The organism is Mucilaginibacter rivuli (assembly GCF_019391655.1).
Classification (GTDB): Bacteria; Bacteroidota; Bacteroidia; order Sphingobacteriales; family Sphingobacteriaceae; genus Mucilaginibacter; species Mucilaginibacter rivuli.
On the sequence record NZ_JAHXPQ010000004.1, the window covers coordinates 423,476 to 438,967 of the forward strand.

Sequence of the window (15,492 nt, forward strand, 5' to 3'; positions counted from 1 at the left end):
TATTATCATAAAATTTTTAGTTATTGCTAAAAGCACTACATTTGTTTTGCTAAAAATTTTATCATTATGGATATTGTTATTTTATGCGTTTCAGTAGCTATACTTATCATCGCGATCTTTTTATTTTTAAAACGACCATCCTCCGGAAAATTGGGCGAGGAACTGAATATTAAGTTAGCCCGTGCTGAAGAGCGCGCCCTGTCGCTCGCAATTGAACGCGACAACATCGCGCAACATTTACAAAATGAGCGTCTGCGTTTAGAGGCTGGCCTTGCCCGCTTGAACCAGGAATTGATACTCGAAAAAAACCTGGTTGCAAAAACAGAGGAATCAGCAAAAGCTTATCGCGATAGGCTGACTGAACAGGAAGCCTTTATGCGCGAAGCGCAAAAAAATTTCAAAATCGAGTTCGAAAACATTGCCAATAAGCTGCTCGACGAAAAATCGCAAAAATTTACCGAGCATAACCGCGCCCACATGGATGTGATACTAAATCCATTTAAAGATAAGTTGAAAGATTTTGAAGATAAAGTTGATAAGGTGTACAAAATGGAGGCCGAAGAGCGCAATATTTTAAAGGGTGTGATAACGCAACTGATGGACCTGAACAAACAGATCAGTGATGAAGCACATAACCTCACAAAAGCTCTTAAAGGAGATAGCAAAAAGCAAGGTAATTGGGGCGAGGTAATTTTAGAACGCGTATTGGAAAGCTCCGGTTTGATCCGCGACAGGGAATATCGGATTCAAGCGAGCCTTAATAGCGCCGAAGGCGCCCGATATCAGCCTGATGTTATTATAGACCTGCCCGACGATAAACATTTGGTAGTCGATTCTAAGGTGTCATTGGTGGCTTATGAGCGGCTTGTAAATTGCGACACGGAAGAAGACCGTAAATTATTTGCAAAGGCGCACATCGAATCTATACGTGCGCATATCACATCACTATCAGGCAAACGGTACCAGGATCTTTACCAGATCACATCGCCCGATTTTGTTTTGTTATTTGTGCCTATAGAGTCCTCGTTTAGCATAGCTGTACAATTGGATGCCGAATTGTTTAATTATGCCTGGGATAAGCGCGTAGTTATAGTTAGCCCATCAACATTATTGGCAACATTACGCACTATTGCCAGTATATGGAAACAAGAACGCCAAAACCGGAACGTATTAGAAATTGCCCGCTTAAGCGGCGAGATGTATGATAAATTTGCCGGTTTTATTGTTGATATGGAAGGTATCGGCAAAAGTATCCGCTCCACACAGGATAGTTATGATAAAGCGATTAATAAACTATCTACCGGGCGGGGCAATTTGTTAGTTACTGCCGATAAGGTAAAAAAATTAGGCGCTAAGGCAGATAAGCAAATAGATCAGAAATATATGAATGGTGTTGATTAATTTACTGCTGTGACAGTTGTTTGCATATCCATCAGCATATTCATTTTTCCATCCATTTTCATTTTTTTACTTTGCGGCATTTGCATTGAGTAAATCATTTTCATGCTGTTATGTACAATGCTTGGATAACTGTTTACCATATCGAATATCATTTTTCCTTCTCCACCGCCTGTAATATCCATCATCATTCCTTTGCCGGTCATATCCATAGTTATTACCATGTTTACATCAAAGTAAGCCTTGTTTGCTTCAATGTCAATTAATTTATACGTTGTTTTTCCCAACAGTTTCAAATTCATTCCTGCAACAGGCATATCTATCGGTATAGTTTGAAGAAAAGTATCGCCAACTTTCATTGCCTTATCCGGGAAAACTATATTAGCCTGCATGTTCTTCACCATTTTCATTACAACGTTTTTAACACTGTCATTTACTTTTATCCCTGATACCGAATCTATTTCCAGTTTATTTTCTTTAGTGTACTTAGCATAAAACTTTTTAGAATTGTTTAGCACAGGCACATTAGTTTCCTTACCATTCATTGTAATTTTTGTTGATAATGGTGTAACGCTCATAACCAACGGAATATCATTATTTGAACTCAGGTTTCCTGTTTTTGTATCCAATTTAGATGTGCTTTGTATTTGCATGATCATGGGCACCCTTTGACCGGATGCTTTCATTTTATTTACACTAGCCGTATCACCGCTAATATCCATTTGCATATTCATATCCATTTTTGTGGTTGATGAATAATTGTGATTAGGTAAATATTGCATTTTAAAAAGCATCTCTTTTTGTGCTTTTACTTGTACAGTAATAAAAATCAATAAGCAAAAAATAACCGGGAGTTTTTTCATAATATGGTATGTTAATTATGGGTATTCTTACTAATATCTATAATTTAAAAAAAGGTGTATTAAGCTTTAAAAGCATTCCAACCCTGAGCTTTTAACTCATGCACCACTCCGGATTTTGAAACCAAATTACAACCTGCCGAAGCTTCTGTAATGTGGCCAATGATACTGATATCGGCATTATGCTTTATCGTATCATAATCGGCTTGTTTTATGGTGAACAATAATTCATAATCTTCACCGCCGCTTAATGCACAAATGGTAGGATCAAGGTTAAATTCGCGCGCTGTATCATAAGTCATCGGGTCGAGCGGGATTTTTTCTTCATAAAGGTTACAGCCTTTATTGCTTTGTTTACAAATGTGCAATACCTCCGACGCCAAACCATCCGATACATCGATCATAGCTGACGGCTTAATTTTTAATTCTTTTAGTATTTCTATAATATCCCTGCGTGCTTCAGGCTTTAACTGCCTTTCAACAATATAATCTTTACCTTCCAGATCGGGCTGAATATTAGGGTTTTCTAAAAATATCTGTTTTTCGCGCTCCAATAGTTGTAAGCCCATATAAGCGCCTCCCAAATCTCCGGATACACAAATCAGATCACCCTCCTGGGCTGTGTTACGATAAACAATTTCGTTTTCATCAGCATAGCCAATACTGGTTACACTAATTACCAAACCCTGTTTTGATGATGATGTATCGCCACCTATCAGGTCTATTTTATATTTAGCACATGCTAATAACATGCCTCCATACAATTCTTCAACAGCTTCTAACGGAAACTTACTCGAAAAACCCAAGGATACAGTAACCTGTGTAGCCATCCCATTCATGGCATAAATGTCACTCAGGTTAACCTGGATGGCTTTATAACCCAAATGTTTTAAGGGAGTATAAGCCAAATCAAAATGGATACCCTCCAGTAGCATATCCGTACTTACCAACACCTTTTTATCCTTAAAATCTAAAACAGCGGCATCATCACCTGCACCTTTAATTGTACTTGGCTGGCTTAATTCAATATTTTTAATGAGATGGTCTATCAAACCAAATTCTCCTAATTGCGCTATTTCTGTTGTTCCTTTATTATCAAACATTTTACAGTTTATTAATTTTATTACGTTGATGCCGCTTATTTTTATAGCAGCTCTTATATTTTAAACTTTATCGATGGATAATTTTGCTGACAAATCAGCAAAATCATAATCCCAGCGAAGCTGATATCTCCAACATTCTTTCTATTGGTTTTACTGCTCTTTCAATAATATGCCCAGGTACAAATATTTCCGGCGTTTCATTTTTTAAGCAGAGGTATAGTTTTTCTAAAGTATTTCGCTTCATGTGCGGGCAATCATTACAAGCGCAATTGTTATTTGGAGGTGCAGGTATAAATGTTTTACCCGGGTTTTCCTTTTGCATCTGGTGTAATATGCCAGATTCTGTAGCTACAATAAATTCATTTGCTTCGTTTTTCGAACTATAATTTAACAACCCTGTGGTCGATCCTATATAATCGGCCATTTCCAAAATAACATCCTCACACTCAGGGTGTGCCAGTAATTTAGCATTTGGGTAACGTTCTTTTAGTTTGGTGATCTTCTCTCTCGAAAATATCTCGTGCACCATACAGGCACCATTCCACAACACCAACTCGCGACCGGTTTTTTTAGCCACATAAGCCCCAAGGTTTTTATCGGGGCCAAAGATTATCTTTTGATCTTTAGGTAAACTTTCCACAATACCTATCGCATTGCTCGATGTACAAACAATATCGCTTAAGGCTTTCAGTTCGGCAGTGCAATTCACGTAGGTAATTACCAAATGATCGGGGTACTGCTCTTTAAACTTTTTAAACAAATGCGGTGGGCAACTGTCGGCTAATGAACAGCCGGCTTTCAGGTCGGGCAATAAAACTTTTTTATTTGGCGAAAGTATCTTGGCTGTTTCGGCCATAAAATGCACACCTGCAAACACAATAATGTCGGCATCGGTTTTTGCAGCCTGTTGCGATAATCCTAAACTATCGCCAATATAATCGGCAATATCCTGTATGTCGCCGTCCTGGTAGTAATGGGCCAGTATAACAGCATTCTTTTCTTTTTTCAGCCGCTCTATTTCTTCAAACAGATCAAGCGTCGGATCAATTTCTTCTTCCACGAATACTTCTCGTTTTATTTCTTCAAATGTATCCATTCTCCACGTTCTAATAATTACAATTACTTTTTATATAAAATAAAACTATTACTTGTTAGTGTGTTGGTAGTGTTTAAAAGTGGTCCAACAAAAGTTTGATAAAGTAAGTTTTAATAATTTATTAACATTAAATTGATATAATTTTTACTTTATCTAACTGATTTACTGAAGTATTTAGTTTGGGTAAATAACTTATCACCATCTTTTATGTTAATTGTTTTGAGTGGGACAAATTGTTAATTACCCATGAAAATGGGCTGACAATTTAATGACAAGTTTAGCTTTTGAGTAAGGTAATTGTAAGTTGTTAACTATTTTTTTATTTATTGATTTTTTACAGACGCAAAATTAACATCTTTATGGGTGCTTATTAACACACTATACATTTTTCTACACTTTATTGATAATACATGAACAGAGATGTTGATTTCCTGGTAATAGGTTCGGGAATTGCAGGTTTAAGTTTTGCGCTTAAAGCAGCAAAACATGGTAAAGTACTGATAGTTACTAAATCTAACGAAGACGAATCTAACACTAAGTATGCCCAGGGCGGGGTTGCAGTAGTTGTGGATAAAAAAGACGACTCTTTTGAAAAACATATAAAAGACACCTTAATTGCCGGTGATGGTTTATGTGATAAAGAAATTGTAGAGATAGTGGTGAAAGAAGGGCCGGAGCGTATACAGGAAATTATTGACTACGGAACCAATTTTGATAAAACCAATCAGGGCCTTTTTGATCTGGCTAAAGAGGGTGGTCATTCTGAGTTTCGCGTATTGCATTATAAAGATATAACCGGTTTTGAAATTGAACGCGCTTTATTAGAACAGATACATCAAAACCCTAACATAGAAATATTGACGCATTATTTCGCGGTGGATCTGATCACGCAGCATCATCTTGGGGATTTTGTAGATAAATCATCTGATGATATTACTTGTTACGGTATTTATGCTTTTGATACAGAACGTAAAACTGTAGATAAGATATTAGCTAAGGTTACTGTATTAGCTTCGGGTGGTGCCGGGCATATTTATTCCATTACAACTAATCCTACCATAGCTACCGGTGATGGTGTGGCCATGGTTTACCGGGCTAAAGGCAGGGTACGTAATATGGAGTTTATTCAATTCCATCCAACGGCTTTATATAATCCGGGTGAGTATCCGTCTTTTTTAATATCAGAGGCTGTGCGTGGTTTTGGTGGGGTATTGAAACGTCGTAATGGCGAAGAGTTTATGCAAGAGTATGACGAACGTGGTTCATTAGCCCCACGGGATATTGTTGCCCGTGCCATTGACAATGAAATGAAAAGATCGGGAGATGATTTTGTTTACCTTGATATACGTCACCGTAGCAAGAAAGATATATTGTCACACTTCCCAAACATATATGCTAAGTGTTTGGAAATTGGTTTGGATATGACCAAAGATATGATACCTGTTGCACCTGCCTGCCATTATATGTGCGGTGGTGTAATGGTTGATGAACAGGGTAAATCGTCAATATTAAGGTTATATGCTTGTGGCGAAACCTCGTCAACAGGTTTACATGGCGCTAACCGTTTGGCTTCCAATTCATTGTTGGAAGCATTAGTATTTGCGCACCGTATTTATGAAGATGCGATCAAGAATTTCGAAAATAACAATATCCCGACAGGTATCCCTGATTGGGATGAAAAGGGCGTACAGTTATCAAACGAGGATATTTTGGTAACACACAATGTGCGCGAAATGCAAAAGGTAATGAGCGATTATGTGGGTATTGTACGATCTGATTTTAGGTTGGAAAGAGCCATGCGCCGTTTAGGATTATTATACGAAGAAACAGAGGAGTTCTATAAAAAGACCAAATTATCAGTAAAACTTTGCGAGTTACGTAATTTGATACAGGTATCTTACATTGTCATCAAATCGGCCATGCTCCGTAAAGAGAGCAGGGGCTTGCATTATACTACAGATTATCCGGAACACGCTGAAAAGGTAGAAGATACGGTGCTAAAGTAATGAAGAAAATATATAACAAGTTAGATAGTACATTGCTGGTACTGCTGTCTTTACTGATGGTTGTGATGTTTTATTATGATATTTCTGACTTGGCATTTTTAACAGTAAATGATCTATTGATAGTTTTGTTATTTATTTTTTCAGTTCGCTTGGTTTTTTTCAGGTCAACATTTGGGCAGTATCTTTTATTTTTTTTGATAGTGTTTGCTATTGCCGGAGTAGTCACGTTTACTTACACAATTGGTAATGCTACATATAGCTCTCATTCTTCTTTCCATGCAGGAAGCATTAGCTTTGATCCCTTGTCCTTTTTACTTCTTTTGCTTTTTATGGTTATTAACAGGCGAAGTATTTTCGATTTGATTTATGGCTCTGACGGAGAGCGAAAAGATAAAAAAGAAAAGCTGGAAAAATTCTATTACGATAGATTTAAAAAGCTTACTCCCAATGAGTTTAATGATACGGTTTTAATGTTTGAAGATTATCCTGATGAGGCGAAGGCTGCTATTAATAAATTGAAGGGCGAAATAAGATCTGGAGAGTTTATTAGGGATTAAATAAGAGCGGGAAACGGGATTCGAACCCGCGGCCTTCAGTTTGGGAAACTGATGCTCTACCAACTGAGCTATTCCCGCGTTTATTGAGTACTAAAATATAAAATTTATATACAATGCCACTAATACTACCTGTAAAAGATAAAAACCCGCAATGGGGAAATGATTGCTTTATTGCCGAAAATGCCACGATTGTTGGTGATGTGCAAATGGGCGATAATTGTTCTGTATGGTTCAACGCTGTTATTCGTGGCGATGTTAATTACATAAAAATAGGTAATAATACCAACATACAGGATGGCGCTGTAATACATGCCACTTATCTGCGTGCTGCCACCACCATTGGCGATAATGTATCAATTGGCCATAACGCCCTGGTGCATGGCTGTACGCTGCATAATAATGTATTAATTGGCATGGGTGCAATTGTAATGGATCATGCCGATGTGCAGCCCTTTGTTATTATTGCTGCAGGGGCAGTAGTGTTGGAAAACACTGTTTGCGAATCGGGCTACCTTTACGCAGGTATGCCTGCTAAAAAGATTAAACCCCTTACTGAAGAACAAAAGGAATTACTTAAAAAATTGCCCAATAATTATATAATGTATTCAAGCTGGTTTAAGGACTAACCTCTTTGGGAACAGGTAATTCTTCTTCTACCTCAAAATTGGCCCTTAACGTGATATTTTTTTTAAGGTACCATATATTTTCAGGATATTTTTTTGTTTTCATATCGCCGGTATCCCATTTACCGTTATGATTTTTATCGTATATAACGCGTACACCATATTTACCGGTAGGATAATCTTTGTACAATATCGAACCATTTTTGGTGATCACATCACTGCGTATTTCGGTATTTGTCTCAGTATTTAATAGCTGAACTACGTAACTTCCCGTATCGGGCAACGTCACTTTTAAAGTTAATGTACTATAGTTCTCGGGCTTGTCTAACTGAAAGCTCTTTTTCAACAGTATATTTTTATCACCATAAATATCAGTAAAGGTGCCTATGTTAAAGCTTAGTCCATATCTTTTTCCTGCTTTCCAAGGGTATTTTATAGTAAAAACTTTAGGATCTTTTAAATTGCGGATAAGCTTTACTTCGCCTGCATCAACGGTATCTTCTATCAGTATTATTCTCGACTGATCTATATTTTGAATAGGGTAGTTGGCAGTTACCGTTAGATCACTGCCAGTTTTTAAATGATCATCAAAGGTTGTATTAAAGCGTAGTTGAATATTACGTTTATACGTTTCGTTCTTACGTTTACGTAATGTTAAAGTGTCAAGCGCTTTGCCACCACTTAAAAAAGACACCTTAATAGAATCAAAAGCCATATTTGGCAAGTATATTTGGGCTGTATCGGCATTTTGGCCAAAATCAACTATCTTTTGTGCATCAAGCTCCGGGTCTAATATTTTAACACCCGGGTCGGGTATACTTTTATTAAACAGGAAGAACAGTTTTCCATCCTGTTCTATCCGGCGCTCTGTAACACGTAATTTAGCCGGAATTTGCCTGAACAAGTTCATGCGCACATCGGCCGTATCTTTTGTTAAGTGAATCGTATTTTTTTGGAATGCGATCAGTTCGGCATCATTGTCGTATATCTTATTTACAGTTGATTCTTTAAGCGCGTAAATTTTGTAATCGCCGGCGTGCAGGTTACCTAACTTATAATTCCCGGCACTATCTGTAGTTGTATAAATGGCAGGTTTCTTTTTTCCGAACAAGGTATCTAACCTTAATGGAAAAAGTAATATCGTTACATCTTTTTCTTTTGCCTGGGTTAAGATATTAGTTACATTACCCGATATGCTTAACGAATCAATATTTGGCCCGGTAGAAAAAACATAGGTGAAGTTTTTTAGAATGTTGCCTTCATTTACATCGGCTATGGCCTTACCAAAGTTTATTACATAAGTTGTATTTTTTGCCAGCGTATCTTTTAATTTAATGATAAGGCTTTTTGACTTGACATTAAAATCCGGCATTTTTTCCATGTTGGGTGTAATGGTAATTTCGGTATACTCACTATTCAATTTAAAATATTCATCAAAGTCGAGCTGAATTTGCTTAGCCGAAAAATTACGGGTGGGGTTGAGTGGAGTTGCCTTCAATAATTTGGGCGGTGTCTTGTCGCGCGGGCCACCCATTGGCCTTTGTATGTTTGCACAGCCGGTAGCTATTAAAAATGCTGTTAAAACCAATAAATTTTGAATGAAAAACAGAGGTTTTTTATTTAACGTCATTTTTAGGGCTTATAAACAATTTTTTACTTTTTATGAAGATTATCATTCAAAATTGAAAATACCGGCTTATAAACGGTATTTTATAATTAATTGATTATCAGTATATTATATAATTATCTACTTACATGCACCATTAAAACTGAAATATCAGAAGGAGATACGCCCGAAATGCGGGAAGCCTGCCCTAAGGTGCGCGGTTTAATACGCATCAGTTTTTCACGTGCTTCTTTTGATAAGGACACCAATTGATGATAATTAAAGTCAGGATTAATTTCCTTGTCTTCCATTTTTTTCATCCGCTCAACAATGTCCATTTCTTTTTCAAAATAGCTCTCGTACTTTATCTTTATCTCAGCCTGCTCAATGGTCTCTTTATCATAGTTTAATAACAGATCATTTAAAGTAGCATCAGCTTTACGCAAATCATTAAAACCTACCTGCGGGCGTCCCAATAAATTGAAGAGCTTTACAGCCTGGTTAACAGGGCTGGTTCCTAACTCCTCTAATAACGTATTAACCTCGCCCGTTTGTATAGACTTGGTACGCGTAAATGCAACTATATCATCAGAGTCTTTTATCTTCTTATTTACTTTGGCTAAGCGCTCATCGTTTATTAATCCCAACTCATGGCCAATAGGGCTTAACCTGATATCAGCGTTATCCTGGCGTAACAGTAAACGATGCTCTGCTCTTGAGGTAAACATGCGGTAAGGCTCTTCTGTACCCTTGGTTACCAGGTCATCTATCAACACACCAATGTATGATTCCGATCGTTTCATGATCAGCTCATGTTTATCAAATACTTTTTGGTGTGCATTTATACCGGCAATTAATCCTTGCGATGCAGCTTCCTCGTAACCGGTAGTACCGTTTATTTGTCCTGCAAAGAAAAGATTGGCGATCAGTTTTGTTTCTAATGTCAGGGTTAATTGAATAGGAGGGAAGTAGTCGTACTCAATCGCATAACCCGGCCGGAACATTTTTACATCCTCAAAACCGGGTATCAATCGCAACGCTTTGTATTGTACATCTTCGGGGAGAGAGGTAGAGAAACCATTTACATAGATCTCGCAAGTGTTCCAACCTTCAGGCTCAACAAATATCTGATGGCGTTCGCGTTCAGCAAACCGGTTAATTTTATCTTCGATGGATGGGCAATAGCGCGGGCCCAAACCTTTAATTCTACCCGTAAACATTGGCGAACGCTCAAAGCCTTCTTTTAATGTTTCGTGTACTTTAAGGTTGGTGTACGTTATCCAGCAGCAGCGTTGTTCTTCTTTTAATTCAACATCAGTATAAGAGAAACGGCCGCGTTCTTCATCACCCCACTGCTCTTCCATTAATGCATAGTTGAGCGATCTGCCATCTACGCGTGGTGGTGTACCCGTTTTCATGCGGCCTGCTTCAAAGCCTAGCTCTATTAATTGCTCGGTAATTCCGGTAGCTGCACGCTCTGCAGCACGCCCGCCACCCATACGTTTTTCGCCAATATGAATCACTCCATTTAAGAAGGTGCCATTGGTTAACACTACCGCATCCGATTCGATCTCGATACCTAACGATGTTTTAACGCCACATACCTTACCATTCTTAATGATCAGTGATGATACCATCTCCTGCCAAAAATCAACATTAGGAGTTCTTTCTAAAGCCAACCGCCATTCTTCAGAGAATCTTTTACGGTCATTCTGTGTACGGGGGCTCCACATAGCAGGCCCTTTCGAGCGGTTTAGCATCCTGAACTGGATACTTGTTTTATCAGATATAATACCCGAATAACCGCCCAATGCATCAATCTCTCGCACAATTTGCCCTTTGGCAACACCTCCCATTGCAGGGTTACAGCTCATTTGTGCGATGGTCTCCATATTCATAGTGATCAATAGCACGCTTGAACCAAGGTTAGCTGCTGCCGCTGCTGCCTCACATCCGGCATGGCCGGCACCCACTACAATAACATTATACTTTTTAAACATCTTTATCATCAATGTTCCACGTGGAACATAGCAAAATTAGTTAATAAACTATTCGTTTGATGTTCCACGTGGAACATGCCTAAATAATGACACTATAGCTACACCCGACCAAATGGCTTCCAAAACCACAAACGGGTAGAAGTGGATAAGGTATGATGAAAAACAATTTAACCCTGCGCCAATAATGTTTGAATATATATAGTACTTACCACTCGCTTTAACCCTTCCAAACAAGTTTAAAAAGAAAGCCACAAGCAGGATAACAACACCGACGGTAGCTATAATATCCGATTCGCTCATGCTTCACTTAATTCGGTCAACTCTAACCAGCGGGTTGTTTTGTCTTCCAACTCGTCATTCAAATCTTGTATCTTATCTGCCAGGTAAGCTAATTCCTCATGGTTTGTAATACCCGAATTTAACTGCGCCGTCATGTCTTTTATTTCAACTTCTATCTTTGCAATGCGTTGCTCCAGGTCTTTCAGTTCCGTTTGCTCCTTAAAGCTTAGCTTGCTCTTTTTAGGTTCAGGTGCTTTTATAACAGGTTTTTGTGCCTCTATTTTTGCCAATCGCTTAGCTTCGCTTTTAGCTTCTTCCAGTTCTATCCTGTAATCCGAGTAATTGCCATTGTATATCTTAACCGAACCATTACCTTCTAAAATAAAAAGCTGGTCGGTTAGTTTATCCAATAAATACCTGTCGTGCGTTACCAAAACCAGTACGCCCGGGTAATTTACCAGGAAATCTTCCAGTACATTCAACGTATCAATGTCCAGATCATTAGTTGGCTCATCCAGTATCAGAAAGTTTGGATTCTTCATCAGGATATGCATCAACTGCAAACGCTTCTTCTCGCCACCACTTAGTTTTGATATAAACCCATGTTGTTTTACCGGAGGGAACAAGAATTGTGTAAGTAATGATGATGCAGTAATGGTTTTACCATCGGCCATCAAAATGTACTCGGCCACGTTTTTAACCACGTCAATTACACGATCAGTTTCCTTAAACTGGATGCCTCCTTGGTGAAAGTAACCCATCACCGTAGTTTCTCCTTTATCTATTTTTCCGGTATCAGGCTGTAAAGCACCGGTTATCATGTTAAGCAAGGTTGATTTACCACTACCATTCTTTCCGGCCAAACCGATCCTGTCACCCTTTTTAAAGGTGTAACTAAAGTTTTTGATCAGATCATTACCATTAAAGCCTTTATCTACATGGTTTATCTCCATGATCTTGTTGCCCTGGCGTGCGGCTTTCATGCTCAGCTCTACCTTTTCAAGCGGACCGGCATTCTTTGTTTTATCCTCTAACTCGTAGAAGGCGTTAATGCGCGACTGTGATTTGGTACCACGTGCCTGTGGTTGCCTGCGCATCCATTCCAATTCCTTTTTTAATAACTGCGAGTTCTTATGAAACGCGTTCAGGTCATTAGCTTCACGTTCGGCTTTCTTCTCTAAATAATAACCGTAATTACCATTGTAGTTGAATATTTTACCGCGTTCTATCTCAATGATCTCGTTACATACATTATCCAGGAAATACCTGTCATGCGTAACCAGCAGGATGGTTTTGTTGCCTTCTGTCAGTAAGCTTTCCAGCCATTCAATGGTATCAATATCAAGGTGGTTGGTTGGCTCATCTAAAACATAAATTTCAGGGTTGGCTATAAGTAACTGTGCCAAAGCCAGTCGTTTCTTTTGACCTCCCGATAAGGTTTCGATCTTTTGCTCCAGGTGATGTATATCAAGTCGGCCTAATATGGTTTTGATATTATGCTCATATTCCCAGGCATCATTATTACTGATCTCTTCTGTTATTTTTTCTATCTCTTCGTAATTATCCGGGTCGTCTTCCAGCAACTCCTCATATCGGCGTATCAATTGTTGCTGCACATTGTCAGATGCAAAAATAAAATCGCTTATGGTTGCTCCCTTAGCAAACTGAGGGTCTTGTTCTAAATAGCCAAGCTTTAATTCTTTACTGCGCACAACTTTGCCTTCCATTGGCCCAAGGTGTCCTGCCAGTAATTTTAGTAATGTAGATTTGCCCGCGCCATTGGCGCCAACCAATGCTACGCGCCTGCCACGGTTAATGCCAAAAGTTAATTGGCGAAACAACCATGTATCGTGAAATGAATGACCTAAATTCTCTGCTGATATATATGTACTCACTGTATTTTATTTGATGGGACATAAAACGCCCATTTTGCTGCAAAAGTACGGAATTTTAATTATGACTAAAATGTCTGTATGAGCCATTATCAGGATGGCTAAACAAGATAGATTATCTATATTTGATAATAACCATTGTCAAACCACAATAAAATTAACCATAATACATTGATAAAGAATATATTATATAACAGTGTTGCTGTTTCAGCATTTATAGCTGTGGGTGTTTTTACAGGCTGCTCAAAAAAAACTATTGATGTACCCGATAATAGCATAGCTACGGTGAGTGCCTTTGTAGGAAACCCCACCAACGGGCCATTGGATGGCACCGGTGCAGCCGCGTATTTTGACAGGCCTATAGGTATGGCATTTGATGCTGCTGGAATTTTATATGTGGTAGATTCGGAAAACGCGAAGATCCGGAAGGTTACGCCTGCAGGTGTTGTCACCAGCTTTACCGGCAATGGCACGCATAATGTTACTGATGGCAGCCCTTTAACTGCCACTTTTAATGCTCCTTATTGTATTATTGTTGATGCGTTGGGTAATTCATACGTGAGCGAGGGTAGCCATATCCGTAAAATAACTCCGGATGGCGTAGTAAGTACTTTTATAACTAACATGGGAAGGCCTGGAAATATGACAATGGATGCAGCCGGTAATATATATGTATCGGATTTTGCTTATAACGCGATATATAAAATAACACCTGCAGGAGTAAGGAGCCTATACGCCGGTGGTGGCGGTACGGGTGCAGATAATGGCGCTGCCAACATTGCTACATTCAACAGCCCGGGTGGTTTGGCTTTTGATGCTTCAGGAAACCTCTATGTATCTGACTCCGGTAATAACATGATCCGTAAAATAACACCTGCGGGTATGGTAAGCACCTTTGCAGGTACCGGAAAAACAGGAACATCTAATGGCCCGGGAGCAACGGCTACGTTTAACTTTCCTGAAGGAATAGTTGTTGACGCGGTGGGAAATATAATTGTTGCCGATAAAATTAATCACCTTGTCCGGATCATATCACCAGCGGGCATCGTAAGCACGCTTGCAGGCAGCGGCGGAGCTGGTTCGGTAAACGGGAGCGGCAGCATAGCTACCTTTTTTCAACCTTTACAATTAGCTATTGACAAACAAGGCGTATTATATATAACTGACACAACTAACCAGATCCGCAAGATTACCTATAAAAAATAAGCACGGCCGACAGATTGTCTTAATCTATATTAAGTAATGCCTATTAGTGGTTGCTTTTTTTGAAATAAAGGAGGCTTGATAAGCTATTCGGCATGCCAATTGTGTGTTTGAACACGTAATTAAAATCAACAAGAAAATGAAAAAAATATTGCACCCTGCAGCCTCACGTGGGCATAATGATTTAGGATGGTTAAATACATGGCACTCGTTCAGTTTCAGCAGTTTTTATGACCCTAAAAAAGTGAACTTTGGAGCATTGCGGGTTTTGAATGATGATTTTGTAGCCCCATCAATGGGCTTTGGCATGCATGCGCATGATAATATGGAGATCATTACTATCATCTTATCAGGCCTGTTAGAGCACCAGGATAGTATGGGTAATAAAGGCATTATACATACAGGCGAAGTACAGGTAATGTCGGCCGGAACAGGTATCAGGCATTCGGAGTACAATCCATCTGATAAAGAAACCGTGAACCTGTTACAGATATGGCTTTTCCCTAAAGAGAATGATATTGAGCCACGTTACGATCAGAAAAGTTTTGCCGATGCCATGAAACCGAACGAATTGGTTACCCTGATATCGCCTGAAAAGAACGGGGAAGCTTTATGGATAAATCAGGACGCGAAATTTACAATGGGTAAATTTGATACAGACACTACTGTTAATTACCAGGTAACAACCGAAGCTAACGGCGCATATGTTTTTATTATTGAAGGCAGCGCTGTTATTGATGGAAGCACTTTGAATAAAAGGGATGCACTGGGTATATCTGATACACAGGAATTTAGCGCAGAAGTAAAAAAGGATAGCCAGGTTTTGATCATAGAGATGCCGATGTATTAATAAGATAATTTTTTTACTG

Annotated in this window: 13 protein-coding genes and 1 tRNA gene; 6 read left to right on the top strand and 8 right to left on the bottom strand. The window is 38.8% G+C overall.

Annotation, left to right across the window (positions count from 1 at the left end):
- Positions 1-66: 66 nt before the first annotated feature.
- Entirely contained in the window at positions 67-1,401 is a 1,335-nt protein-coding gene (locus tag KXQ82_RS11795) for a DNA recombination protein RmuC (RefSeq protein ID WP_219488580.1), read from the top strand.
- On the opposite strand, the gene KXQ82_RS11800 is transcribed toward KXQ82_RS11795, so the two are convergent.
- The 3 genes from KXQ82_RS11800 to nadA form a co-directional block, all read right to left on the bottom strand.
- The gene (locus tag KXQ82_RS11800) at positions 1,398-2,261 is read right to left on the bottom strand and encodes a hypothetical protein (protein ID WP_219488581.1); all 864 of its coding nucleotides are present in this window, start codon (positions 2,259-2,261) and stop codon (positions 1,398-1,400) included. The two genes, KXQ82_RS11795 and KXQ82_RS11800, sit on opposite strands and share 4 nt — an antisense overlap.
- A gap of 59 nt (positions 2,262-2,320) precedes the next feature.
- Positions 2,321-3,361 carry a thiamine-phosphate kinase gene (thiL, locus tag KXQ82_RS11805; RefSeq protein WP_219488582.1) on the bottom strand — a complete coding sequence of 347 codons (1,041 nt, stop codon included), beginning with the start codon at positions 3,359-3,361 and terminating at the stop codon, positions 2,321-2,323.
- A 103-nt stretch (positions 3,362-3,464) separates the two neighbouring features.
- Entirely contained in the window at positions 3,465-4,457 is a 993-nt protein-coding gene (gene nadA / locus KXQ82_RS11810; RefSeq protein ID WP_219488583.1) for a quinolinate synthase NadA, read from the bottom strand.
- Positions 4,458-4,867: 410 nt separating this feature from the next.
- Between nadA and nadB the strand changes: the two genes are divergently transcribed.
- Complete coding sequence (nadB, locus tag KXQ82_RS11815; protein ID WP_219488584.1) at positions 4,868-6,463, top strand: L-aspartate oxidase; 1,596 nt, start codon at positions 4,868-4,870, stop codon at positions 6,461-6,463.
- Complete coding sequence (locus KXQ82_RS11820; RefSeq protein WP_219488585.1) at positions 6,463-7,020, top strand: hypothetical protein; 558 nt, start codon at positions 6,463-6,465, stop codon at positions 7,018-7,020. Before nadB ends, KXQ82_RS11820 begins: the two co-directional genes overlap by 1 nt.
- Before the next feature lie 5 nt (positions 7,021-7,025).
- Here the strand turns inward: KXQ82_RS11820 and KXQ82_RS11825 are convergent.
- A tRNA-Gly gene (locus KXQ82_RS11825) sits at positions 7,026-7,098 on the bottom strand.
- Positions 7,099-7,133: 35 nt separating this feature from the next.
- Between KXQ82_RS11825 and KXQ82_RS11830 the strand changes: the two genes are divergently transcribed.
- Positions 7,134-7,646 (top strand): gamma carbonic anhydrase family protein, encoded by a 513-nt coding sequence (locus tag KXQ82_RS11830; RefSeq protein WP_219488586.1) that lies wholly within the window; start codon positions 7,134-7,136, stop codon positions 7,644-7,646.
- Here the strand turns inward: KXQ82_RS11830 and KXQ82_RS11835 are convergent.
- The 4 genes from KXQ82_RS11835 to KXQ82_RS11850 all read right to left on the bottom strand — a co-directional run bounded on the left by KXQ82_RS11835 (position 7,636) and on the right by KXQ82_RS11850 (position 13,423).
- Positions 7,636-9,273, bottom strand: coding sequence for an Ig-like domain-containing domain (locus KXQ82_RS11835; RefSeq protein ID WP_219488587.1), 1,638 nt, complete (start codon positions 9,271-9,273; stop codon positions 7,636-7,638). The genes KXQ82_RS11830 and KXQ82_RS11835 overlap by 11 nt on opposite strands.
- Before the next feature lie 113 nt (positions 9,274-9,386).
- A complete protein-coding gene (gene mnmG / locus KXQ82_RS11840) occupies positions 9,387-11,249 on the bottom strand; it encodes a tRNA uridine-5-carboxymethylaminomethyl(34) synthesis enzyme MnmG (protein ID WP_219488745.1) in 1,863 nt (620 codons plus the stop codon).
- Between the two features lie 48 nt (positions 11,250-11,297).
- Complete coding sequence (locus KXQ82_RS11845) at positions 11,298-11,549, bottom strand: CBU_0592 family membrane protein (protein WP_219488588.1); 252 nt, start codon at positions 11,547-11,549, stop codon at positions 11,298-11,300.
- Positions 11,546-13,423: an ABC transporter ATP-binding protein gene (locus KXQ82_RS11850; protein ID WP_219488589.1), complete on the bottom strand. Its 1,878-nt coding sequence runs from the start codon at positions 13,421-13,423 to the stop codon at positions 11,546-11,548. The genes KXQ82_RS11845 and KXQ82_RS11850 overlap by 4 nt, the downstream gene beginning before the upstream one ends.
- 168 nt (positions 13,424-13,591) lie before the next feature.
- Here KXQ82_RS11850 and KXQ82_RS11855 point away from each other — a divergent pair, with 168 nt between their 5' ends.
- On the top strand, positions 13,592-14,626 hold the full coding sequence (locus tag KXQ82_RS11855; RefSeq protein WP_219488590.1) for an NHL repeat-containing protein: 1,035 nt from the start codon (positions 13,592-13,594) through the stop codon (positions 14,624-14,626).
- Between the two features lie 136 nt (positions 14,627-14,762).
- Positions 14,763-15,473 (top strand): pirin family protein, encoded by a 711-nt coding sequence (locus KXQ82_RS11860; protein ID WP_219488591.1) that lies wholly within the window; start codon positions 14,763-14,765, stop codon positions 15,471-15,473.
- Positions 15,474-15,492 lie beyond the last annotated feature (19 nt).

What these genes read in the sequence shown, in the direction of transcription:
- KXQ82_RS11795 (WP_219488580.1), top strand. Translation starts at nt 67, where the DNA reads ATGGATATTGTTATTTTATGCGTTTCAGTAGCTATACTTATCATCGCG.
- KXQ82_RS11800 (WP_219488581.1), bottom strand. Translation starts at nt 2,261, where the DNA reads ATGAAAAAACTCCCGGTTATTTTTTGCTTATTGATTTTTATTACTGTA.
- thiL (WP_219488582.1), bottom strand. Translation starts at nt 3,361, where the DNA reads ATGTTTGATAATAAAGGAACAACAGAAATAGCGCAATTAGGAGAATTT.
- nadA (WP_219488583.1), bottom strand. Translation starts at nt 4,457, where the DNA reads ATGGATACATTTGAAGAAATAAAACGAGAAGTATTCGTGGAAGAAGAA.
- nadB (WP_219488584.1), top strand. Translation starts at nt 4,868, where the DNA reads ATGAACAGAGATGTTGATTTCCTGGTAATAGGTTCGGGAATTGCAGGT.
- KXQ82_RS11820 (WP_219488585.1), top strand. Translation starts at nt 6,463, where the DNA reads ATGAAGAAAATATATAACAAGTTAGATAGTACATTGCTGGTACTGCTG.
- KXQ82_RS11830 (WP_219488586.1), top strand. Translation starts at nt 7,134, where the DNA reads ATGCCACTAATACTACCTGTAAAAGATAAAAACCCGCAATGGGGAAAT.
- KXQ82_RS11835 (WP_219488587.1), bottom strand. Translation starts at nt 9,273, where the DNA reads ATGACGTTAAATAAAAAACCTCTGTTTTTCATTCAAAATTTATTGGTT.
- mnmG (WP_219488745.1), bottom strand. Translation starts at nt 11,249, where the DNA reads ATGTTTAAAAAGTATAATGTTATTGTAGTGGGTGCCGGCCATGCCGGA.
- KXQ82_RS11845 (WP_219488588.1), bottom strand. Translation starts at nt 11,549, where the DNA reads ATGAGCGAATCGGATATTATAGCTACCGTCGGTGTTGTTATCCTGCTT.
- KXQ82_RS11860 (WP_219488591.1), top strand. Translation starts at nt 14,763, where the DNA reads ATGAAAAAAATATTGCACCCTGCAGCCTCACGTGGGCATAATGATTTA.